Source organism: Streptomyces sp. Rer75 (genome assembly GCF_013414305.1).
Taxonomy (GTDB): Bacteria; Actinomycetota; Actinomycetes; order Streptomycetales; family Streptomycetaceae; genus Streptomyces; species Streptomyces himastatinicus.
The window spans coordinates 6,491,318-6,512,949 of the sequence record NZ_CP058693.1 but is presented as its reverse complement, the minus strand read 5'-3'; the positions used below and the strand labels follow the sequence as shown (position 1 = coordinate 6,512,949).

20 protein-coding genes and 1 riboswitch are annotated in these 21,632 nt (G+C 71.6%); of the genes, 11 read left to right on the top strand and 9 right to left on the bottom strand.

What is annotated here, in order from left to right; genetic code table 11:
• Positions 1-36 precede the first annotated feature (36 nt).
• Positions 37-552 carry a hypothetical protein gene (locus HYQ63_RS28290; RefSeq protein ID WP_179936693.1) on the bottom strand — a complete coding sequence of 172 codons (516 nt, stop codon included), beginning with the start codon at positions 550-552 and terminating at the stop codon, positions 37-39.
• Between the two features lie 82 nt (positions 553-634).
• Here HYQ63_RS28290 and HYQ63_RS28285 point away from each other — a divergent pair, with 82 nt between their 5' ends.
• Together HYQ63_RS28285 and HYQ63_RS28280 are read left to right on the top strand one after the other, a co-directional pair.
• Complete coding sequence (locus HYQ63_RS28285; RefSeq protein WP_179936692.1) at positions 635-1,603, top strand: diacylglycerol kinase family protein; 969 nt, start codon at positions 635-637, stop codon at positions 1,601-1,603.
• Positions 1,604-1,923: 320 nt separating this feature from the next.
• The gene (locus HYQ63_RS28280; RefSeq protein WP_003953983.1) at positions 1,924-2,181 is read left to right on the top strand and encodes a WhiB family transcriptional regulator; all 258 of its coding nucleotides are present in this window, start codon (positions 1,924-1,926) and stop codon (positions 2,179-2,181) included.
• A gap of 174 nt (positions 2,182-2,355) precedes the next feature.
• Here HYQ63_RS28280 and HYQ63_RS28275 read toward each other — a convergent pair whose 3' ends face one another.
• From HYQ63_RS28275 to HYQ63_RS28265, 3 genes are all read right to left on the bottom strand, one after another.
• Positions 2,356-3,828, bottom strand: a complete 1,473-nt coding sequence (locus HYQ63_RS28275) for a sensor histidine kinase (protein WP_179936691.1) — start codon at positions 3,826-3,828, stop codon at positions 2,356-2,358.
• A gap of 294 nt (positions 3,829-4,122) precedes the next feature.
• Positions 4,123-5,193, bottom strand: a complete 1,071-nt coding sequence (locus HYQ63_RS28270) for an SIS domain-containing protein (RefSeq protein ID WP_179936690.1) — start codon at positions 5,191-5,193, stop codon at positions 4,123-4,125.
• 44 nt (positions 5,194-5,237) lie between these two features.
• On the bottom strand, positions 5,238-6,803 hold the full coding sequence (locus HYQ63_RS28265; protein ID WP_179936689.1) for a glycoside hydrolase family 3 protein: 1,566 nt from the start codon (positions 6,801-6,803) through the stop codon (positions 5,238-5,240).
• 355 nt (positions 6,804-7,158) lie between these two features.
• Here HYQ63_RS28265 and HYQ63_RS28260 point away from each other — a divergent pair, with 355 nt between their 5' ends.
• The 3 genes from HYQ63_RS28260 (at position 7,159) to mctP (ending at position 9,982) form a co-directional block, all read left to right on the top strand.
• Complete coding sequence (locus tag HYQ63_RS28260) at positions 7,159-7,932, top strand: GntR family transcriptional regulator (protein WP_179936688.1); 774 nt, start codon at positions 7,159-7,161, stop codon at positions 7,930-7,932.
• Between the two features lie 164 nt (positions 7,933-8,096).
• Positions 8,097-8,351 (top strand): DUF3311 domain-containing protein, encoded by a 255-nt coding sequence (locus HYQ63_RS28255; RefSeq protein WP_179936687.1) that lies wholly within the window; start codon positions 8,097-8,099, stop codon positions 8,349-8,351.
• Complete coding sequence (gene mctP, locus HYQ63_RS28250; protein WP_179936686.1) at positions 8,348-9,982, top strand: monocarboxylate uptake permease MctP; 1,635 nt, start codon at positions 8,348-8,350, stop codon at positions 9,980-9,982. The genes HYQ63_RS28255 and mctP overlap by 4 nt, the downstream gene beginning before the upstream one ends.
• A 106-nt stretch (positions 9,983-10,088) precedes the next feature.
• Here mctP and HYQ63_RS28245 read toward each other — a convergent pair whose 3' ends face one another.
• Positions 10,089-11,042 carry an IPT/TIG domain-containing protein gene (locus HYQ63_RS28245; protein ID WP_179936685.1) on the bottom strand — a complete coding sequence of 318 codons (954 nt, stop codon included), beginning with the start codon at positions 11,040-11,042 and terminating at the stop codon, positions 10,089-10,091.
• Positions 11,043-11,427: 385 nt separating this feature from the next.
• On the opposite strand from HYQ63_RS28245, the gene HYQ63_RS28240 reads away from it, so the two are divergent.
• The 3 genes from HYQ63_RS28240 (at position 11,428) to HYQ63_RS28230 (ending at position 12,473) form a co-directional block, all read left to right on the top strand.
• Positions 11,428-11,715, top strand: coding sequence for a hypothetical protein (locus HYQ63_RS28240; RefSeq protein WP_179936684.1), 288 nt, complete (start codon positions 11,428-11,430; stop codon positions 11,713-11,715).
• A 61-nt stretch (positions 11,716-11,776) separates the two neighbouring features.
• The gene (locus HYQ63_RS28235) at positions 11,777-11,935 is read left to right on the top strand and encodes a hypothetical protein (protein ID WP_179936683.1); all 159 of its coding nucleotides are present in this window, start codon (positions 11,777-11,779) and stop codon (positions 11,933-11,935) included.
• A 37-nt stretch (positions 11,936-11,972) separates the two neighbouring features.
• Positions 11,973-12,473 (top strand): GNAT family N-acetyltransferase, encoded by a 501-nt coding sequence (locus HYQ63_RS28230; RefSeq protein WP_179936682.1) that lies wholly within the window; start codon positions 11,973-11,975, stop codon positions 12,471-12,473.
• A 38-nt stretch (positions 12,474-12,511) separates the two neighbouring features.
• Here the strand turns inward: HYQ63_RS28230 and HYQ63_RS28225 are convergent, their stop codons facing one another.
• From HYQ63_RS28225 to HYQ63_RS28215, 3 genes are read right to left on the bottom strand one after another with little or no spacing between them, the layout of a single operon-like run.
• Positions 12,512-14,008 carry an FGGY-family carbohydrate kinase gene (locus HYQ63_RS28225; RefSeq protein ID WP_179936681.1) on the bottom strand — a complete coding sequence of 499 codons (1,497 nt, stop codon included), beginning with the start codon at positions 14,006-14,008 and terminating at the stop codon, positions 12,512-12,514.
• Positions 14,009-14,055: 47 nt separating this feature from the next.
• A complete protein-coding gene (locus HYQ63_RS28220; RefSeq protein ID WP_179936680.1) occupies positions 14,056-14,835 on the bottom strand; it encodes a DeoR/GlpR family DNA-binding transcription regulator in 780 nt (259 codons plus the stop codon).
• The gene (locus HYQ63_RS28215; RefSeq protein ID WP_179936679.1) at positions 14,832-15,494 is read right to left on the bottom strand and encodes a histidine phosphatase family protein; all 663 of its coding nucleotides are present in this window, start codon (positions 15,492-15,494) and stop codon (positions 14,832-14,834) included. Before HYQ63_RS28215 ends, HYQ63_RS28220 begins: the two co-directional genes overlap by 4 nt.
• 114 nt (positions 15,495-15,608) lie before the next feature.
• Here HYQ63_RS28215 and HYQ63_RS28210 point away from each other — a divergent pair, with 114 nt between their 5' ends.
• From HYQ63_RS28210 to HYQ63_RS28200, 3 genes are all read left to right on the top strand, one after another.
• Positions 15,609-17,078 carry an FGGY-family carbohydrate kinase gene (locus tag HYQ63_RS28210; RefSeq protein ID WP_179936678.1) on the top strand — a complete coding sequence of 490 codons (1,470 nt, stop codon included), beginning with the start codon at positions 15,609-15,611 and terminating at the stop codon, positions 17,076-17,078.
• A gap of 97 nt (positions 17,079-17,175) precedes the next feature.
• Positions 17,176-17,316: riboswitch (cobalamin riboswitch) on the top strand.
• A gap of 127 nt (positions 17,317-17,443) precedes the next feature.
• Positions 17,444-19,846 carry a ribonucleoside-diphosphate reductase subunit alpha gene (locus HYQ63_RS28205; protein ID WP_179936677.1) on the top strand — a complete coding sequence of 801 codons (2,403 nt, stop codon included), beginning with the start codon at positions 17,444-17,446 and terminating at the stop codon, positions 19,844-19,846.
• Positions 19,847-19,863: 17 nt separating this feature from the next.
• Positions 19,864-20,895: a ribonucleotide-diphosphate reductase subunit beta gene (locus HYQ63_RS28200; RefSeq protein ID WP_257232210.1), complete on the top strand. Its 1,032-nt coding sequence runs from the start codon at positions 19,864-19,866 to the stop codon at positions 20,893-20,895.
• 63 nt (positions 20,896-20,958) lie between these two features.
• Here the strand turns inward: HYQ63_RS28200 and def are convergent, their stop codons facing one another.
• Positions 20,959-21,591, bottom strand: a complete 633-nt coding sequence (gene def, locus HYQ63_RS28195; protein ID WP_179936675.1) for a peptide deformylase — start codon at positions 21,589-21,591, stop codon at positions 20,959-20,961.
• Between the last annotated feature and the right edge of the window lie 41 nt (positions 21,592-21,632).

Here is a 21,632-nt window from a genome sequence, read left to right as displayed (position 1 = left end):
CCTGAACGGGCCCTGCCCGCCTCGGCCTTAAGGCTCCTAGGCGTCGCGCGGGCCGATGCCCAGCGCCTCGGTCGCGGTCGGGTTGATCAGCATGCCCAGCACGGTGACGGCCGCGATGGCGGTCAGCAGACCGATGATGATCAGCCCGCCGCCGTTCTGCACCAGCGTCCAGGCCACCGGCAGCGCCATCAGCTGAGTGATCATCGCCGGGCCGCGGCTCCAGCGGCGCCGCAGCCACAGCCCGCGGGCCGCCAGCAGCGGCAGCAGGGCCAGGGCGAGCACGGTGACCCCGAGCGTCTCCGCCTGCTGCGGGCTCTCCGGGTCCCCGGCCAGGCCCATGATCAGGACGTAGACACCGAACCCCACGAGCACCAGCCCCTCGACGGCCGCCAGCGCCGCGGCCACGGTCAGCCGGACCGGCCGCGGCCCCGCGGGCGCCGCGTCGGCGGTCTCGGGCGCCTCGGCGGCGGGGGCGGCCTTCGTGGCGGGCTTGGTGGCCTTGGCCTTGGGAGTGCCGGTCCTGGGCGCCTTGGCGGGCTTCTTCCTGCTCACGCCAGCAGCGTAGCCGCGCGCGGGCCCGGTGGGCGCCCCCGGGGGTCGGGGATCGTTCCGGCGGGTCGGTAGGCTGGCGCCCATGCGCGCACTCCTCGTGGTCAATCCGGCAGCAACCACCACCAGTGCCCGCACCCGTGACGTCCTGATCCATGCGCTCGCCAGCGATCTGAAGCTCGACGTGGCGACCACGGAGTACCGGGGGCATGCACGCGATCTGGCCCGTCGCGCGGTCGACGGCGGCACCCACGAGCTGGTCGTGGCGCTGGGCGGCGACGGCACCGTCAACGAGGTCGTCAACGGGCTGCTGCACAACGGCCCCGCGCCGGGCGAGCTGCCGCGCCTCGCGGTGGTCCCGGGCGGTTCCACCAACGTGTTCGCCCGCGCCCTCGGTCTGCCCAACGACGCCGTGGAGGCGACCGGCGCCCTGCTGGACGCACTGCGGGACGGCACCGAGCGCACCGTGGGCCTCGGGCTCGCGGCCGGCACCCCGGGCACCGCGGACGAGTCGGTGCCCGACCGCTGGTTCACCTTCTGCGCGGGCTTCGGCTTCGACGCGAGCGTGATCGGCCGGGTCGAGCAGCAGCGTGAACGCGGCAAGCGTTCGACCCATGCCCTCTACATACGGCAGATGGTGCGCCAGTTCTTCGGGGAGCCGAACCGGCGGCAGGGCACCATCACCATCCGGCGACCCGGCCAGGACGCGATCAAGGACCTGGCGCTGTCCATAGTCTGCAACACCTCCCCGTGGACCTATCTGGGCAACCGCCCGGTCTACGCGGCGCCGCGCGCGTCCTTCGACACCGCCCTTGACGTGCTGGGACTCGCCAAGCTGTCGGCGCCCGCGATGACCCGCTACGCGACCCAGCTGCTGATGTCGTCCCCCGAGCGGGGCCCGCACGGCAAGCACGCGGTGGGGCTCCACGATCTGACGGACTTCACCTTGCAATCCCAGGCGCCACTGCCGTTCCAGATGGACGGAGACCACCTAGGACTGCGGACGAGCGTGACGTTCACAGGCGTACGCCGTGCACTGCGTGTGATTGTGTGAGTCAGACCCCATAAAGTCCTTCCAGTCGAACGTTTAGGCTGGGATCCACCCCCCGGAAGTACGGCTGTGATACAGCCGACACCAAGGAATCAAAAAAAACTTTCCGGAAGGGGTTGTATCCGCCGCCGAGGTTTGCGAATCTCTTCTTGGCGATCGGGACGGCCTGACAGAAGGCCCCCATGAGAGCCCGAACCCCCTCCTCAATCCCACGGGAACGCACCAGCGCCCAAACTGGCGGCGTCCCTGTCCTTGTCGGGGGATTCGTGAAAGCGTTCACATTCACAAGCAACAAGCCCGCAATACGAGGAGATGGAGCAGCCATGGACTGGCGTCACAACGCCGTTTGCCGCGAGGAAGACCCCGAGCTGTTCTTCCCCATCGGCAACACCGGTCCTGCGCTGCTGCAGATCGAGGAAGCCAAGGCCGTCTGCCGCCGCTGCCCCGTCATGGAGCAGTGCCTGCAGTGGGCGCTTGAGTCCGGCCAGGACTCCGGCGTCTGGGGTGGACTCAGCGAGGACGAGCGCCGCGCCATGAAGCGCCGTGCCGCTCGGAACCGGGCGCGGAACGCCAGCGCCTGACCCTGATACGCCCCGTGGCCCCCGAGCCGCAGCGCGCAGTAGCCCCGATGCGCACAGCAACGTGAGCTTTTGAGCCCCGGACCATCCCGGTCCGGGGCTCAGTGCGTTGCCCGCCGTGTGAGCCGCGTCGCCCACCGGCGTGAACCCGCCCCCGTGAAAGGGCCGTGAAGATTCTCAGTGCTTCTCGGCGCGCACCGGTATGTCGAGGACCACACGTGTGCCGCGCTCCGGAGCGGGCACCATGTCGAAGGTGCCGCTCAGTTCGCCCTCCACCAGGGTGCGGACGATCTGGAGGCCGAGGTTTCCGGCGCGCTGGGGGTCGAACCCCTCGGGCAGCCCGCGCCCGTCGTCCTGGATGATCACCATCAGCCGGCCCTCCTCGCCGGCGCCGCCGCGCACCGCCGAGACCTCGACCGTGCCCTGCTCCCCCGGCCCGAAGCCGTGCTCCAGCGCGTTCTGGAGCACCTCGGTGAGGACCATGGACAGCGGCGTGGCCACCTCGGCGTCGAGGATGCCGAACCGTCCGGTGCGGCTGCCGGTGACCTTGCCGGGCGATATCTCGGCCACCATCGCCAGCACCCGGTCGGCTATGTCGTCGAACTCGACCCGCTCGTCGAGCGTCTGGGACAGGGTCTCGTGGACGATCGCGATCGAACCGACCCGGCGCACCGCCTCGTTGAGCGCCTCCCGCCCCTGGGCGGAGTCCATCCGGCGGGCCTGAAGCCGCAGCAGCGCGGCCACCGTCTGGAGGTTGTTCTTCACCCGGTGGTGGATCTCCCGGATGGTGGCGTCCTTGGTGATCAGCTCCCGCTCGCGGCGGCGCAGTTCGGTGACGTCCCGCAGCAGGACGAGCGAGCCGATGTGCACGCCCTTGGGCTTGAGCGGGATGGCCCGCAGCTGGATGACGCCGTTCTCGCCGCTCTCGACCTCGAATTCGCGGGGCGCCCAGCCGCTGGCGAGCTTGACCAGCGCCTCGTCCACCGGGCCGCGCGCCGGGGCCAGTTCGGCGGTGGTCTCGCCCAGGTGGTGGCCGACGAGGTCGGCGGCGAGTCCGAGCCGGTGGTAGGCGGAGAGCGCGTTGGGGCTGGCGTACTGGACCACGCCGTCCGCGTCGAGCCGGATCAGCCCGTCGCCGACGCGCGGCGAGGCGTCCATGTCGACCTGCTGGCCGGGGAACGGAAACGCCCCGGCCGCGATCATCTGGGCCAGGTCGGACGCGCTCTGGAGATAGGTCAGCTCCAGGCGGCTGGGGGTCCGTACGGTCAGCAGATTGGTGTTGCGGGCGATGACGCCCAGGACCCGGCTCTCCCTCCGGACCGGGATGGACTCCACCCGGACCGGGACCTCTTCGCGCCACTCGGGATCGCCCTCGCGGACGATCCGGCCCTCGTCCAGCGCCGCATCGAGCATGGGACGGCGGCCACGGGGAACGAGATGGCCGACCATGTCGTCCTGATAGGAGGTGGGCCCGGTGTTGGGCCGCATCTGCGCGACCGAGACATAGCGGGTGCCATCGCTGGTGGGCACCCAGAGGACCAGATCGGCGAAGGAGAGGTCGGAGAGCAGCTGCCACTCCGACACCAGCAGGTGAAGCCACTCGAGGTCGGATTCGTCGAGGGCCGTGTGCTGGTGGACGAGATCGTTCATGGAGGGCACATGGCGAGCCTACCCGGACGAGGGATGAGCCGATTCACACATAAGCGTGGACAGATGGCACTGGTCTAGTCCAGAATAGCCAGCGATGCGATCTTCCGCCCTCCCCGCACAGGAGGGTGGATCGGAGGCACACGGCGCGCTCTGCCCTGACCGCTCCGTACGCCTCTTGAGGTCGGCTGCTCGGCCGACGAGCTCCGGGCTGCGGTGCCGGGTGGGTTGAGGGTCCCGCCCCGGCGCCGCGGCCCGCGGGTGTTTTCGCGGGCACCCCCCCAATGTCTCAGCGTCTCAGCGGGTCTCGGTGACCTTGGCCAGCGCGCGCGGCGCGTCCGGGTCCTGCCCCCGGGCGATGGTGACCTCGTACGCCAGCATCTGGAGCGGCAGGATCTCCAGGATCGGCTGGACCTCCTCGGCGACCCCCTGGGTGGGCAGGGCGAAACCGGCGGACGCCTGGTCGACCTCGGCCTGGCTGCCGATCACCACGAGATCCGCGCCGCGGCCGCGCAGCCGCTCCAGGACGGGCTGGAGCGCCTGGCCGCCCTTGCCCTCGGTGACGATCGCGATCACCGGCGAGATGTTGTCGACCATGGCGAGCGGGCCGTGCAGCAGATCGGCGCCGGAGTAGGAGAGGGCCGGGATGTAGCTGGTCTCCATCAGCTTCAGGGCCGCTTCCTTGGCGGTGGGGTAGCCGTAGCCCCGGGAGGTGAGGACCATCCGCTCGGCGAACCGGTAGCGGCCCGCGAGCTGCTTCACCTCGCCCTGGCGGTCCAGGATCTGCTGGGCGAGGTCGGGCAGCGCCTTGGCGGCCGCGCCGTCGCCGCCGCGCAGCCCTTCGACGAAGAGGTAGAGGGCGAGGAGTTCGGCGGTGTAGGTCTTGGTGGCGGGCAGCGCCTTCTCGGGCCCGGCCAGCACGTCGATGTGGAATTCGGAGACCGCGGCGAGCGGTGAGTCGGCGTTGTTGGTCACCGCGAGGGTGATCGCCCCGGCCGCGCGGGCGGCCTCGGTGGAGGCGACCAGGTCCGGGGAGCCGCCGGACTGGCTGACGGTGATCACCAGCACGTCGGTGAGGTCCTGGCGCGCGCCGTACGCGGTGGTGGTGGACATGGAGGTCAGCCCGCACGGCTTGCCAAGCAGCACTTCGAGCAGGTACTTGGCGTACAGCGCCGCGTTGTCGGAGGTGCCCCGCGCGGTGAGCAGGACGAAGCGCGGTGCGCGCGCGGCGATCCGCTCGGCGGTCTCGCGGATCTTCGGAGCGCCCTGGTCGAGGATGCGGCGCAGCACCGCGGGCTGCTCGTTCATCTCGCCGGACATGATCCGGCCCGGCTGATCGCTGCGCGGGGCCGTCGTCGTGGCGGACATTTCGGGGTGCCTCCAGTGGGCTGTGCCGGTGGTGCGTGGGGGGGTCAGTACCCGGCCTCGTTGCCGGTGATGACGCCGGTGATGACTTCCGCGGCCGCCCGCCCGCAGACCCGGGCGGCGCCGCGGGTCGCGATGTGCAGGGCGCCGCCGGGAGGTGCCTGGGGCACCCCCATCTCTACGACGACGGTGTCCGGCCGGGCGGCGAGCAGGGCGTCCAGGACGCCCGCCATCCAGCCGTGGCGGTGGACGTCGCGTACCACAGCGACGATCCTACGGTCCGCCGCGGCGTCGAGCATCTGTGTGACCACGGCGGACGCGCCCCGGGCCGCGACGTCCTCGGGGCCGTGGGCGGCGGTCGTGGTGCCGGGGAGCAGCCGGGACAGCTCGGCGGCGACGCCCCAGGGGGTCTCGTCACCGACGGCGATGCCGGCCACCGGGGTGAGGGCGGCGACGAAGACGGGCCCGGTCGGCGGCCGGTACGCGGGGGCGCCGTCGGCCGGGGTGATCCGCAGGGCGCGGCGGGCGGCGGTGAGCCCCACCTCCGGGGCGGGCGCGATCCGCCCCGCCGCGTCGGGCCCTCCGGCGGTCTTCGCCCACTCCCCCAGGGCCCGGACCCGCGCCGCGGCCTCGGCCAGCCGCGCCTCGGGGAGCCGCCCGTCCGTCACGGCCGTGACCAGCGCGTCCCGCAGCCGCAGCACGGTGTCCTCGTCGGCGAGGCCGCCGCCGACGCAGATCGCGTCGGCACCGGCGGCGATCGCCAGGACGCTGCCCCGCTCGATGCCGTACGCGTCGGCGACGGCGCGCATCTCGATGCCGTCGGTGACGATCAGGCCGTCGAAGCCGAGCCCGCCGTCGGCGACGGGGGCGCGCAGCAGTCCGTGCAGGGCGGCGGGGCTGAGGGTGGCGGGCAGGGCCGGGTCGAGCGCGGGCAGCAGGATGTGCGCGCTCATCACGGCCTTGGTTCCGGCGGCGATGGCCGCCCGGAAGGGCACCAGTTCGCGGGCGGCCAGGGTGTCGGGGTCGGCGTCGATGCGCGGCAGGGCGTGGTGGGAGTCGACGGCGGTGTCGCCGTGCCCGGGGAAGTGCTTGGTGCAGGCGGCGACCCCGGCGCCCTGGAGCCCCTCGATCCAGGCGGCGGTGTGCCGGGCGACGAGCTGGGGTGTGGCGCCGAAGGAGCGGACGCCGATGACCGGATTGTCCGGGTTGGAGTTGACGTCGGCGGAGGGCGCCCAGTCGAGGTTGACGCCGCAGGCGGCGAGCCGACGGCCGAGTTCGCGGGCGACGGCATGGGTCAGCCCGGTGTCGTCGACCGCGCCGAGGGCCATATTGCCGGGGAAGGAGGAGCCGCCGCGTACCTCCAGACGGGTGACGTCGCCGCCCTCCTCGTCGATCGCCACCAGCACGTCGTCCCGTTCGGCGCGCAGCTGGGCGGTGAGCGCGGCGAGCTGCTCGGGCGAGGCGATGTTGCGGCCGAACAGCCCGACGGAGGCCAGCCCCTCGCCGAGGCGGCGCAGCAGCCAGTCGGGGGCGGAGGTGCCGGTGAAGCCGGGCTGGAGGACGGTGAGGGCGTTCCGGGTGAGGGTGGCCGAGTCGTGCGCGAGCGTCGTCATGGACGTGGATCTTCCCTTCGCCGCGCCGGAAGCGAGCGCACCGACACCGGCACTGCCGCGACACCCGTCGCCGCCATGGGGTCACACTTCACGGCGCCCTACTCCCCACATCGCCGAATGAGAGGTTTAATGGTTTAGACCACTTCATGCAGAGCGTGTCTCTCGACCTATAGGGGTGTCAAGAGTGGACAACGCCGCTTCCGGCTCCGTTACCGGACCGACATCTCTCGACATCCGGGCAGGGCAGCCACCCCGGGCCCAGGGCGTGCCACGATGTGAGCCGCCGGAATCATCAGAGGCCGGCGACGGCAGCAGACCCGACGTCGGAAAGGGCGCGATGGAGACCGAGGGGGCAATGGCGGCGACGGCCACGACGGCCACCGCCGAGAGCGGCAACACCTCCGGCGGGACGCGCACCGCGCGCGTCCCGAAGTACTACCGCCTCAAGCGGCACTTGCTGGAGATGACCGAGACCCTGCCGCCCGGCACCCCGGTCCCCCCGGAGCGCACCCTGGCCGCCGAGTTCGACACCTCCCGCACCACCGTGCGGCAGGCGCTCCAGGAGCTGGTCGTCGAGGGGCGGCTGGAGCGGATCCAGGGCAAGGGCACCTTCGTCGCCAAGCCGAAGGTCTCGCAGGCCCTGCAACTCACCTCGTACACCGAGGACATGCGCGCCCAGGGTCTCGAACCCACCTCCCAGCTGCTGGACATCGGCTACGTCACCGCCGACGACCGGCTCTCGGCGCTGCTGGACATCGCGACCGGCGGCCGGGTGCTGCGCATCGAGCGGCTGCGCCTGGCCAGCGGCGAGCCGATGGCGATCGAGACGACGCACCTGTCGGCCAAGCGCTTCCCCGCGCTGCGCCGCAGCCTGGTCAAGTACACGTCGCTCTACACGGCCCTGGCCGAGGTGTACGACGTGCATCTGGCCGAGGCCGAGGAGACCATCGAGACCTCCCTGGCCACCCCGCGCGAGGCCGGGCTGCTGGGCACCGACGTCGGCCTGCCGATGCTGATGCTCTCGCGCCACTCGCTGGACGCGGCGGGCGAGCCGGTGGAGTGGGTGCGTTCGGTCTACCGCGGTGACCGCTACAAATTCGTGGCCCGGCTCCAGCGCCCGAACGGCTGACTGACACCGCCGGACTCCGCTTCTTTCTCATACCGATATGCGGACGGGTAGTGACGGCTGCCGGTCCACGGGCTTAGATTCCTGCGCACTGCACAAATGATCAGCACCGGTGATCAGCGCCGATGATCAGCACGGATGCGCCGAGGGGACGGGAGCCCGCCGCCATGTCAGACACGTCCACGGACAGGAGACCGGTCGTCACGCCCTCGCGTGTCGTGGCCGCGCTCTGTCTCATCGCGCCCTTCGTGGCGATGCTGTGGGTCGGCTCGTACGCGAAGATCGAGCCCACCTTCATCGGCATCCCGTTCTTCTACTGGTACCAGATGGCCTGGGTGCCCATCTCGGCCGTGCTGACGACGATCGCGTTCATCCTGGTCCGCCGTGAGCAGCGGGCGCGCAAGGGAGGCGGTTCCGCATGAACGACGGCGTGAACGGCGTCGCGCTCGCCGTCTTCATCTTCTTCTTCCTCGCCGTCACGGTGATGGGCTTCCTCGCCGCCCGCTGGCGGGCCGCCGAGAACGCCGACAACCTGGACGAATGGGGGCTCGGCGGCCGTAGCTTCGGCACCTGGATCACCTGGTTCCTGCTCGGCGGCGACCTCTACACCGCGTACACCTTCGTCGCCGTCCCGGCCGCCATCTACGCGACGGGCGCGGCCGGGTTCTTCGCGGTGCCGTACACCATCCTGGTGTATCCGCTGATCTTCACCTTCCTGCCCCGGCTGTGGTCGGTGTCCCACAAGCACGGATACGTCACCACCTCGGACTTCGTCCGCGGCCGCTTCGGCTCCAAGGGGCTCTCGCTGGCCGTCGCGATCACCGGCATCCTCGCCACCATGCCGTACATCGCCCTCCAGCTCGTGGGCATCCAGGCGGTGCTGGACGTCATGGGCGTGGGCGGCGGCGAGGACACCAACTGGTTCATCAAGGACCTGCCGCTGCTGATCGCGTTCGGTGTGCTCGCCGCGTACACCTACTCCTCCGGCCTGCGCGCCCCCGCGCTCATCGCCTTCGTCAAGGACACCCTGATCTACATCGTCATCGCGGTGGCGATCATCTACATCCCGATCAAGCTGGGCGGCTTCGACGACATCTTCGCCAAGGCGGGCCACGCGCTGGCGCAGGAGAACCCGGCGACCGGGAAGCCGAAGGGCGAGCTGGCGAGCGGCGACAAGAGCCAATGGGCCTACGCCACGCTCGCCCTCGGCTCGGCGCTGGCGCTGTTCATGTATCCGCACTCGATCACCGCCACGCTCTCCAGCCGCAGCCGCGAGGTGATCCGCCGGAACGCCACCATCCTGCCGCTGTACTCGCTGATGCTCGGCCTGCTGGCGCTGCTCGGCTTCATGGCGATCGCGGCGGGCGTGAAGGTGGACAACGGACAGCTGGCCATCCCCCAGCTCTTCGAGAACATGTTCCCGGACTGGTTCGCGGGGGTCGCCTTCGCCGCCATCGGCATCGGCGCCCTCGTCCCGGCGGCCATCATGTCCATCGCCGCGGCGAACCTGTTCACCCGCAACATCTACAAGGACTTCCTGCGGCCGGACGCCACCCCGGCGCAGGAGACCAAGGTCTCCAAGATGGTCTCGCTGCTGGTGAAGGTCGGCGCGCTGGCCTTCGTCCTGACCATGGACAAGACCGTCGCCATCAACTTCCAGCTGCTGGGCGGCATCTGGATCCTCCAGACCTTCCCGGCCATGGTGGGCGGCCTGTTCACCCGCTGGTTCCACCGGTGGGCGCTGCTCGGCGGGTGGGCCGTCGGCATGGTCTACGGCACGGTCGCGGCGTACGGCGTGGCCAGCCCCACCCAGAAGCACTTCGGCGGCAGCTCGGACGAGATCCCGGGCATCGGCGAGATCGGCTACATCGGCTTCACCGCCTTCGCCCTCAACGTCGTGGTCACCGTGGTGCTCACGTTCGTCCTGCGGGCGCTGAAGGCCCCCGACGGTGTGGACGAGACGTCCGCGTCCGACTACACGGCGGACGCGGGCGACCCGGGCGTCCAGGCCGACCTGCCCCCGGCGACGGCGGGCGCCCCCGGCGGCCACTGAGTCCGGCAGCGCATGAGCGGGCCGCCGTCTCCCTCGCGGGAGGCGGCGGCCCGCTCGTCATGCTCATCGTCGGACGCGCCGGTCGCGTACTCCGGTGCCGTGCGGATCACACGTACAGGAAGCCGCCCGGGACGGTGGCGGTTCCGGAGGCCGTCACCAGGGTGACGGTCGCGGTGCCGGCCACTCCGGGCGGAGTGACGCCGGTGACCGTGGTGGCGGTGGCGGTCACGCCGGTGGCGGGAACGCCGTTGAACAGCACGCCCAGCACGCCGCCGAGGTTGGTGCCGTTGATGGTGAACGCCGTACCGCCGGCCACCGGTCCGGTGTTGGGAACGATGTTGATGGGCACCGGCGGGGGCGGAGCCACGAAGTAGGTGAACCCGCCCGGAACCGTGGTGGTGCCACCGGGGCCGCTGAGGACCACGGCGACGGTGCCGCCGCCCGCCGGGCCCGCCGGGGTGATGCCGACCAGTTGGGTTCCGGCGGGGTTCACGGCCAGGATGGTCCCGGGGACGCCGCCGAAGGTGATGCTGGTGACCGTGTTCAGGTTGGTGCCGTTGATCACGAACACGGTGCCGCCGGTGGTCGGGCCCACGGCCGGGGTGATGGAGGTGGTGGTGGGCGGGGGCGGCGCCACGTAGGTGTACGGCTGGCTGTTGCTGGTGCCGGCGGTGGTGGTGACGAGGACCTGGACGGTCCCGGGCGCGTGCGGCGGAGCGATCACCACGACGACGTCAGTGGTGGGGTTGGGGTACCCGGGCCAGCCGCCGCCACCGCCGCCCCAGCCGCCACCGCCGCCCCAGTCACCGCCCCAGCCGCCACCACCGGGCCAGCCGCCGCCCTGCTGAGCGCTGGCGTAGGGCTGGCTGACGATGGTGGCGGGGACGCCGCCGAAGGTCACGCTGATGACGTTGCGCAGGTTCGTCCCGGTCAGCTGGACGAGGTTCCCGCCGCTGGTGGGGCCCGAGTTGGGCACCACGGACAGCAGCAGCGGCGGGCCGGTCGGGGGCCAGTAGCCCGCGGTGGGTGCGGCGGCGGGCACGAGAGCGGTCGAGGTCATGATCGGTCCTCCCGGGGAAGGGTCAGGTGAGGTGCACTGGGCGCACGCAGGCCGCAGCGGAGGAAAGAGAAGCTGGTGGGCCGCCGAGCAGGGCACAGGAGCGGTGCACGGATGAGGCGGAGAAACGGGGCGAACGCCCGACTCCTGAATGGCTGACGAGGTATGGGGCAGCCTCGATGCCACGTTTCCAGTTATCCACGCCCATCCGTATCGCTCAAGACTTCAGAACGGCCATCACTCGTTTGGCGCATACGAGCTCGCACAGTGGTGTATTTATATGACTAACGCTCGGCTATTCGGGGGAATTTGCCGACGGAGTATCGCCTGTTGGGGCCCGTCGCGCTTGTAATAAATGACATCGATCGAACCGGTAGGGAACGATCCGATGACCCTTGCAGCGTTCCTTCTCGCCCTCGGCACCACCTGCCGTATCACCCGCTTCATCACCAAGGACACCCTGGCGGCGGGCTTCCGGATGTGGATCGCCGATCGCTTCGGTGACGACTCTCCGGTCACCTATCTGGTCAACTGCGGCTGGTGCACCAGTACGTGGGTGGGCGGAGCCACCGCCGCATACGCCTTCTCACTGGACACCACCGCGTGGTTCCAGATCCCGGCCACCGCCCTGACGCTTTCCTATCTCGCCGGTGTCGCATCGCGGTGGCTGGACTGAGACACGCCCGCACCGCACACCCGAAGGCATTCGAGAATTCGAAGGAAAGGAACAGACGGCCATGGCCTGCAACTGTGGTGGAAGAACACCCCAACCCGTTGTCATCTACCAGTTGACGCTGCCGGACGGCACGGTCCGCCACTACGTCACCTACCAGGAAGTCGAGGCGGCCAACCAACGCGCCGGTTACACCGGAGTGATCAGCACCGTCACCCAGTGAGCGCCCGGTTGTCGGTGCCGTCCGGCAGACTGCGGACATGGATGTCACGATCAGACGCGCCCGGGACGAAGAACTGGACGACATCGGGGAGTTCACCGCGGCCGTGTACCTCGGCGACGGGCTGCTGGACTTCGGGGCCGAGGACCCGTATCTCGACGAATTGCGCAACGCGCGGAAGCGGGCCACCGGCTCCGAGGTGCTGGTCGCGGCGGACGCCGAGAGCGACGCGGTGCTCGGCGCGCTGGCGTTCGCCGTCCACGGGGGGACGTACGCGGAACTGGCCCGTCCGGACGAGGCCGAGTTCCGGATGCTCGCGGTGCGGCCCGAGGCGCGGCGGCGCGGGGCGGCCGAGGCGCTGGTGCGGGCCTGTATGGACCGGACGCGGGAGCTGGGGCTCAAGGGCATGGTCCTGTCCACCCACCCCAGGATGACCACCGCCCACCGGCTTTATGAGCGGCTGGGGTTCCGGCGCGCGCCGGAGCGGGACTGGGATCCGGTCCCGGAGGTCACCCTGTGGGCGTTCACCGTGCGGGTGTAGCGGGTGTAGGTGCCGCCGGCCGTCACCGCAGCCGACCGTCATCCCAGCCAGCCACGCTCACGCAGAGCCGCGGTGAACGCGGCGTACGAGGCGCCGAGGGCGGCGTGCTCGCGCGCGTCCGGTTCGACGTCCCGGCCGGGGCGGACCATCGCGGCGGCGCTCGCCGTGAGGTCCGGATGGAGGGTCCCGGAGGCGGCCAGCAGGGCGGCGCCGAAGGCCGTTTCGGCATGGTCGGCGACGCGCAGCGGACGGCCGAGGACGGTGGCGCGGATCCGGGTCCACAGCGGGCTGCGGCTGCCACCGCCCGCGGCCCACAGCGGGCCCTCGACCGCCACGCCCAGCTCCGCCACCCGCTCCAGCGCGAGGCGCTCCAGGAAGGCCACGCCCTCCAGCGTGGCGCGGTGCCGGTCGGCGTCGTCGGCCGGAGTGCCGAGGACGAAGCCCCGGGCCGCGCCGCTGACGAACGGGAAGCGCTCGCCCTCGCGGCGCAGCGGATACGCGACCACGGAGGCCGGGCCGCGGTCCGCGGCGGCGCGGTCGAGCGCGGGCAAGCGGTCGGACGGGAGGTGCGCGAGGGCCTCGCCACCGGTGCTGGAGGCGCCGCCCGGCAGCCACCAGCCGTCGGGGTGGCGGTGGCTGTAGAGCGCGCCGGAGGGGTCGGCGATCAGGTCGCGGGTGACGCCCTTGAGGACGTACGTGGTGCCGAGGATGCCCACGAACTGCCCGGGCCGCACGGCCCCGGTGGCGAGTTGTCCGGCGCAGCCGTCGGTCATGCCGAGACGGACCGCGCACCCGGTCGGCAGCCCGGTAACCGCCGCGGCGTCCGCGCACACCGTGCCGATCGGCGTGGCCGGTGCCCGGACGGACGGCAGCCACCGGGCCGGTACGCCGAGCGCGTCGAACACCTCGCCCGGCCATTCCCCGGCGCGGGCGTCGTAGCCGCTCTTGAGCGCGTGCGACCAGTCGGTGGCGACGGGCCCGCCGGTGAGCCGCCACCCGACGAGGTCGGGGGTGTGGAGCAGGTGCCGGGTGACCTCATGGGCAACATGCCGATTCCCATGGGCCCGGTGCCCAAGGGCATCCGCATGCCCCTCCGCGCCCGCCAGCCAGGCGATGCGGCCGAGGGCGGCGGTCGGGGCGACCGACAGGCCGAGGGCCTGCCAGCGCGGCGCGCCCGCCTCCTGGGCGCGGGCGTTGAGCCCGGCGGCGCGGCGGTCGTCGTACATCAGGGCGGGGCCGAGGGGTTCGCCCCGGCCGTCCGCGAGGACGATCGTGCCGGAGGTGGCGGCGACGGCCACCGCCACGACCTCCCGGCCGCCCGCCGGAAGCGCCCCGGTGGCCTGGCGCAGGGCTGCCGCGACGGCGGGCCACCAGGCCGTGGCGTCCTGTTCGCTGTGGCCGCCCGCGCCCCGGCGCGGGGGCGGGAGTTCCGCGCCGCCCCGCGCCCGTACGCGCCCGTGCGCGTCGGCGCACACCACCCGCACGGCCGCCGTGGCGATGTCGATCCCCGCGACGACCTCGGCCCGGTCGGACATCACAGATCACGCCCCTCACACGTGGAGTTAAGTTAACACTGACAATGTTAAGAAGGGCCGGGCGCGATCCTCACATCCGTACGCTCCCGCCACTCCCCCACCAGCCGGGCGTCCGCCGCGCCGTCCACCACCAGATGGTCGAAGTCGGCCAGCGGGCACAGCCGGTGCAGCGCCGTGCGCCGCGTCTTGGACGCGTCCATCAGGAGCGCCGTGCGGGCCGCGGCGGCGAGCATGGCGCGCTTGACCAGCACCACGTCCTGCTCCTGGTGGTACGTGGTCGCCGCGTCCATGGCCGAGGTGCTGACCAGCGCCAGGTCCACCGAGACCGCGGCGATCGCCTCCGCGCACGGCACGCCGAGGAAGGAGTCATGGGTGTGCGAGTACTCCCCGCCGAGCCCGATCAGCCGGATCCGCGGCACCCCGGCGAAGACCTCGATCACCCGCCGGGCGTTGGTCACCACGGTCAGCGGGGCGGACTCCACCAGCAGCCGGGCGAGCGCGAGGACGGTCGTGGAGTCGTCCAGCATCACCGACATCCCGGGCTCGACCAGCTCCGCGGCGGTGGCGGCCACCGCCTCCTTCTCGGCCCGGTGGGCGCCCATCCGGTAGGCGAGGCTGGACTCGAAGACCGACGAGGGCAGGGCCGAGACCCCGCCCCGGAACTTGCGCAGCACCCCGAGCCGGGCCAGCTCGTCCAGGTCCCGGTGCACGGTCATCAGGCTGACGCCGGTGAGGTCGGCCAGCTCCGCCGCGGTGGCGGTGGAGTGCGCGAGGACGTATTCGGTGATGGTCTGCCTGCGGGCGTCCTGGGAGCGGACCGTGGTCATGGGCGGGATCCTCCCGTAGCGCCGTCGGCGGGCATGTTCGCGGTGGGCACGGTGTCGGTGGGGACGTTCAGGGAGCGCAGCGCCGTGCGGTCGCCGTCAACGCCGATCTCGGTCACCGCCGCGTTGTCCAGCCGGGGGAAGACCGTGCGGTAGCGGCCGACGGGGATGCCGAGCAGGGTGCACAGCGCGGTCCGCAGCAGGCTGTTGTGCGCCACGACGAGCACCGTGCGGTCCGGGTGCGCGGCGGCAAGCCGGCGCAGGGCGGCTACGGCGCGGGCCGCGGCCTCGCCGGGGCGCTCCGAGCCGGGGAAGGCGCCGGTCTCGGGGTCGTCGCGGAACGCCCGGACGGCCGCCGGATCCTCCGCCTCCATCTCGGCGAGAGTGCGGCCCTCGCCCCAGCCGAAGTCCATCTCGCGCAGATCCTCGACCACTTCGGGGACCAGGGACAGCGCGGCGGCGGCCGGTTCGGCGGTGTGCCGCGCCCGGCTCAGCGGGGAGCAGGCCACCGCGTCGATCTGACGGCCCCGCGCCCAGTGGGCGAGGGCCCGCGCCTGCCGGTGGCCGCGCTCGGTCAGCGCGATGTCCGAGGTTCCGGCGTACCGGTTCTCCGCGTGCCACACGGTCTCCCCGTGGCGTACGAGCAGCAGTCGGGCGGTCATCCGGGTTCTCCCCTGCGTCAACCATGGCCTGAGCCATTGCCTGATCACGTCTCTGGTGTTAAATCTATCATCGCTCATGTGATGGAGCGCCGAGGTTCCGGAGGGAAGCAGGGCATGCGCATGATCATCGGAGTGGATGTCGGCACTTCCGTCACCAAGGCCGTGGCCTTCGGCCGCGACGGGGTCGCGCGCGCCTCCGCGGCCCGCCCCAGCCGACTGGACCGCCTGCCCGGCGGCCGGGTCGAACAGGACCTGGAGGACGTGCTGCGCACGGTCGCCGAGGTGGTGCGCGAGGTGGCCGCGGCGCTCCCCGGCCCGCCCGCCGCGCTCGCCCTCACCGGCCAGGGCGACGGGCTGTGGCTGCGCGACGAGGCGGGCCGGGCGGTGCGCCCGCCGATCTCCTGGCTGGACGGCCGGGGCGGCGAGACCATCGCCCGCTGGCGCGCCGACGGCACGCTCAAAGCCCTCCACGCGCTCACCGGCTCCGGGCTGTTCCCGGGCTGCCACGCCCCGCTGCTGCACTGGCTGGCCGAGCACGAGCCGGAGGCGCTGGAGCGGGCGGCGGTCGCGGGCTACTGCGTGGACGCGGTGGCCCAGCGGCTGACCGGCGCCATCACCGTGGACGCCTCCGACGCGTCCCTGCCGTTCCTCGACGTCACCACCCGCACCTATGTGCCGGACGCCCTGGAGCGCTGCGGACTGTCCGGCCACGCCCGGCTGCTGCCGGGCCCCGCCGCGCCCGGCACCGTCCTCGCGCTGGACGACGAGGGGGCCCGGCTGACCGGGCTGCCGCCCGGCCTGCCCGTCGTCTCCGGTCCGTACGACCTTCCGGCGTGCGCCATCGGCAGCGGGGTGCGGGACGTGGGCGACGGGCTGCTCATCGTCGGCACCACGCTGGCCTGCCAGGTGCTCACCGACCGCGCGGCGGTGGACGCTTCGGCCGATCCGGCCGGAATGTGGCTGTGCACCCCCGACCCGGAGCGCTGGCTGCGCGCGATGCCCGCGATGGTCGGCACGGCCGCCCTGGAGTGGGTGCTCGATCTCACAGGGACGACCACCGCCGAGCTGGACGCCCTGCTCGACGGGAGTCCGCCGGGGGCGAACGGGGTGACCGCGCTGCCCTTCCTGTCCGGCGCCGGGGAGCGCGCCCCGTTCGTGGAGCCCGCCGCCCAGGGGCGGTTGGACGGTCTCACCCTCGCCACCACCCGCGCCGACACCGTACGGGCCGTGTGCGAGGCCATCGCCTACGCGGCCCGCCACTGCCTGGAGGCGGCCGGGCTCTCGGGACGGCTCGCGCTGTGCGGCGGAGGGGTGCGTTCCGCCTCCTGGACGGAGATTTTCGCGAACGTCATCGGCCGTCCGGTGGTCATTCCGGACGAGCCGGAGGTCGGCGCGCGGGGCGCGGTCGCGGTCGCGTGGCGGTCGCTCGGCGACCCCGTGGACGCGTCCCGGTGGCGCTCCGCGTCCCGTACGGTCGAGCCGCGGAGCGAGCTTCGCGGCGCGTACGAGGACGGCTACGCGGGCTACCGCGACCGCCTCGCCCGTGCCCTGGACGAATGGCGGACGAGCGGTCCGGGAAGCTAGTTTTCCCTGGGATTCCGGCGCGGCCAAGGCCCGACGTGACTAGCACATCTATACGAATCCGCCCAGCTGACGACACAACATCTGGGGGCGCGTGCGCAGCACGACACAAGATGTATGCTCGTCTCCGCTGTCGCCGCAGGGGAATCCGGTGGGAATCCGGAACTGTCCCGCAACGGTGTACGTGTGCGCTTTTGCGTACCCGTGAGTCCGATGACCTGCCGACGGCCGTCTGCATACGTCCGGGCCTCGCGGGTTGGGCCGATGGACGCTGCGTGGTGTGCCGTAGAGCGGAATCGGCATGCCCGTAAGCGGCCATCGCGCACTGCCCTCGTCAGGCCCCCAGCCGAGCGAGGGAGAACACTTCAGTGACCATCGCGCCCGCCGACCCGGTTTCAGAGGCAGCGGAAACTCCGGCAGCGGCCGACGCGCCCGGGACCGCCCTGCTGCGGACCCTCACCGGGCTCACCGCCGATCTGCCCGCCACCGACCCCGGCAAGGTCGCGGCCGCCGCCCTGCGCGGCCGCCATCCCGGTTCGGACGAGGCGGAGTTGCGCTCCCTGGCGACCGAGGCGGCGGCCGGACTCATCGGCGAGGAGCCGGAGTACTCCAAGCTCGCCGCGCGGCTGCTGACCCGCGCGATCGCCGACGAGGCGGCCGGGCAGGGCGCGGACTCCTTCTCCGCGTCCGTCGCCGTGGGCCACCGCGAGGGCCTGATCGCCGACTCCACCGCCGAGTTCGTGACCGCCCACGCCGCCCGGCTGGACGCGCTGGTCGACCAGGCACTGGCCGACGGCGCCGACGACCGCTTCGGCTACTTCGGGCTGCGCACCCTGCACAGTCGCTATCTGCTCCGCCACCCGATCACCCGTCAGGTGATCGAGACCCCGCAGCACTTCCTGCTGCGGGTGGCCTGCGGGCTCGCCGAGGACCTGACCGAGCGGGCGCTGGACGACGTCGCCGAGCTGTACCGGATGACCAGCACGCTGTCGTACCTGCCCAGCTCCCCCACGCTGTTCAACTCCGGCACCCGGCACCCGCAGATGTCCTCCTGCTATCTGCTGGACTCGCCGCTGGACGAGCTGGACTCGATCTACAACCGCTACCACCAGGTGGCGCGCCTCTCGAAGCACGCGGGCGGCATCGGGCTGTCGTACTCCCGCATCCGCGCCCGCGGTTCGCTGATCCGCGGCACCAACGGGCACTCCAACGGCATCGTGCCGTTCCTGCGCACGCTCGACGCCTCGGTGGCGGCCGTCAACCAGGGCGGCCGGCGCAAGGGCGCGGCCTGCGTCTACCTGGAGACCTGGCACGCGGACATCGAGGAGTTCCTGGAGCTGCGGGACAACACGGGCGAAGAGGCCCGCCGCACCCACAACCTCAACATCGCGCACTGGATCCCGGACGAGTTCATGCGCCGGGTCGAGGCGGACGGCGACTGGTCGCTGTTCTCGCCCGTGGACGCGCCCGAACTGGTCGACCTGTGGGGCGAGGAGTTCGACGCCGCGTACCGGAAGGCCGAGGCCGAGGGGCGGGCGCTCAAGCAGGTCCCGGCGCGCCAGCTGTACTCCCGGATGATGCGCACCCTCGCGCAGACCGGCAACGGCTGGATGACGTTCAAGGACGCCGCCAACCGCACCGCCAACCAGACCGCCGAGCCGGGCCGGGTCGTCCACTCCTCCAACCTGTGCACCGAGATCCTGGAGGTCACCGACGACAGCGAGACCGCCGTCTGCAACCTCGGCTCGGTCAACCTGGCCGCGCACCTGGGTGAGGACGGCGAGATGGACTGGGAGCGGCTGGACCGCACCGTCCGCACCGCCGTGACCTTCCTCGACCGCGTGGTGGACATCAACTTCTACCCCACGGAAGAGGCCGGGGCCTCCAACTCCCGCTGGCGTCCTGTGGGGCTCGGCCTGATGGGCCTCCAGGACGTCTTCTTCCGGCTGCGGCTGCCGTTCGACTCGCCCGAGGCGCAGGCGCTCTCCACCCGGATCTCCGAGCGCATCATGCTCGCCGCGTACGAGGCGTCCTGCGACCTCGCCGAGCGCCACGGCCCGCACCCGGCCTGGGCCGAGACCCGCACCGCGCGCGGCGTGCTCCACCCGGACCACTACACCGGCGCGCAGGCCGCCTGGCCCGAGCGCTGGGAGGCGCTGCGCACCCGGATGGCGACGACCGGGATGCGGAACTCGCTGCTGCTGGCGATCGCGCCGACCGCCACCATCGCCTCCATCGCGGGCGTGTACGAGTGCATCGAGCCGCAGGTCTCCAACCTCTTCAAGCGCGAAACCCTCAGCGGTGAGTTCCTCCAGGTCAACTCCTACCTGGTGAACGACCTGAAGAAGCTGGGCGTGTGGGACGCCCAGACCCGTGACGCGCTGCGCGAGGCCAACGGCTCGGTCCAGGACCTCTCCTGGGTTCCCCAGGACGTACGCGACCTGTACCGCACCGCGTGGGAGATCCCGCAGCGCGCCCTGATCGACATGGCGGCGGCCCGCACCCCGTACCTCGACCAGAGCCAGTCGCTGAACCTCTTCATGGCGGCGCCGACCATCGGCAAGCTCAGCTCGATGTACGCGTACGCCTGGAAGCGCGGCATCAAGACCACCTACTACCTGCGCTCCCGCCCGGCGACCCGGATCGCCCAGAGCGCCCGCGGTGGCGCCGCCACGGCCACCGTCCCCGTCCCCACCCAGCAGACGCCCGCCGAGGCCGACGCGGTCGCCTGCTCCCTGGAAAACCCCGAGTCCTGCGAGGCCTGCCAGTAATGCCCACCGCATCCGAGATGACCACCGCGAACACCGCGACGGACCACGTCAAGAACCTCCTCGACCCGGGATTCGAGCTGACCCTGCGGCCGATGCGGTACCCGCAGTTCTACGACCGCTACCGGGACGCGATCAAGAACACCTGGACCGTGGAAGAGGTCGACCTCCACTCGGACGTCGCCGACCTCGCCAAGCTCTCCCCGGGTGAGCAGCACCTCATCGGCCGCCTGGTCGCCTTCTTCGCCACCGGCGACTCGATCGTCGCCAATAACCTGGTGCTGACGCTCTACAAGCACATCAACTCCCCCGAGGCGCGGCTGTACCTGTCGCGGCAGCTCTTCGAGGAGGCCGTGCACGTCCAGTTCTATCTGACCCTGCTGGACACCTACCTCCCCGACCCGGACGACCGCGCCGCGGCCTTCGCGGCGGTCGAGAACATCCCCTCCATCCGGGAGAAGGCGGAATTCTGCTTCCGCTGGATGGACTCGGTGGAGAAGATCGACCGCCTGGAGAGCAAGGCCGACCGCCGCCGCTTCCTGCTCAACCTGATCTGCTTCGCGGCCTGCATCGAGGGCCTCTTCTTCTACGGCGCCTTCGCCTACGTCTACTGGTTCCGCTCCCGCGGCCTCCTGCACGGCCTCGCGACCGGCACCAACTGGGTGTTCCGCGACGAGTCCATGCACATGGAGTTCGCCTTCTCCGTCGTGGACACCGTCCGCGAGGAGGAGCCCGACCTCTTCGACGACGACCTGGAGCAGCAGGTCACCGACATGCTGAAGGAAGCCGTCGAGGCGGAGCTCCAGTTCGCCCGCGACCTCTGCGGCGACGGCCTGCCGGGCATGAACACCGAATCGATGCGCGCCTACCTGGAGTGCGTCGCCGACCAGCGCCTCAAGCGCCTCGGCTTCCCCGCGGTCTTCGGCTCGGAGAACCCGTTCTCCTTCATGGAGCTCCAGGACGTCCAGGAGCTGACCAACTTCTTCGAACGCCGCGCCTCGGCCTACCAGGTCGCGGTCGAGGGCTCGGTCTCCTTCGACGACGACTTCTGAGCCTCACCTGTGCCACAGGGCCGGACCCCTCGGGGTCCGGCCCTGTGGCATGGCGGCACACACTCAGTCGTTCGGCACCGTCTCGTAGCGCGCCGTGCCCTCGGCCATCTGACGGAGGACGTCCTTGCGGTCGCGCTTGGAGAGGCGGTCGATGTAGAGGTAGCCGTAGAGGTGGTCGGTCTCGTGCTGGAGGCAGCGGGCGAAGTAGCCGGTGCCGCGCACGGTGATCGGCTTGCCCTCGGCGTCCTGGCCGCGCACCACCGCGTAGTCGGGGCGGGCCAGCTCGCAGTAGGCGGTGGGCACCGACAGGCAGCCCTCGTTGGAGTCGTCCAGGACGCGGCGGTCGGCGGGCAGCTCCTCCAGCACCGGGTTGCAGACCACGCCGACGTGGCGTACGCCCTCGTCGTCCAGGCAGTCGTAGACGAAGACCTTGAGGTCGACGCCGATCTGGTTGGCGGCCAGGCCCACGCCCTCCGCCGCCCGCTGGCTCGCGAACATGTCGTCGATCAGCGCCGCGAGCTCGTCGTCGAACTCGGTGACGTCCTGGCACTCCTTGTGGAGCACCGGGTTGCCGACGACGGTGATCGGGCGGGCGGTGCCGCGCTCGCGGTACGCCCGCTCGCGCTCCTCGCAGTCCTCCGTGTCCACGACGAACTCGTCGTCCACCTGCTGCTTCGTGGTCCCTTGCTGCGACATCGTCCGCCGTACGCCTTCCTTCAACCGTGATGCGTCGCCCT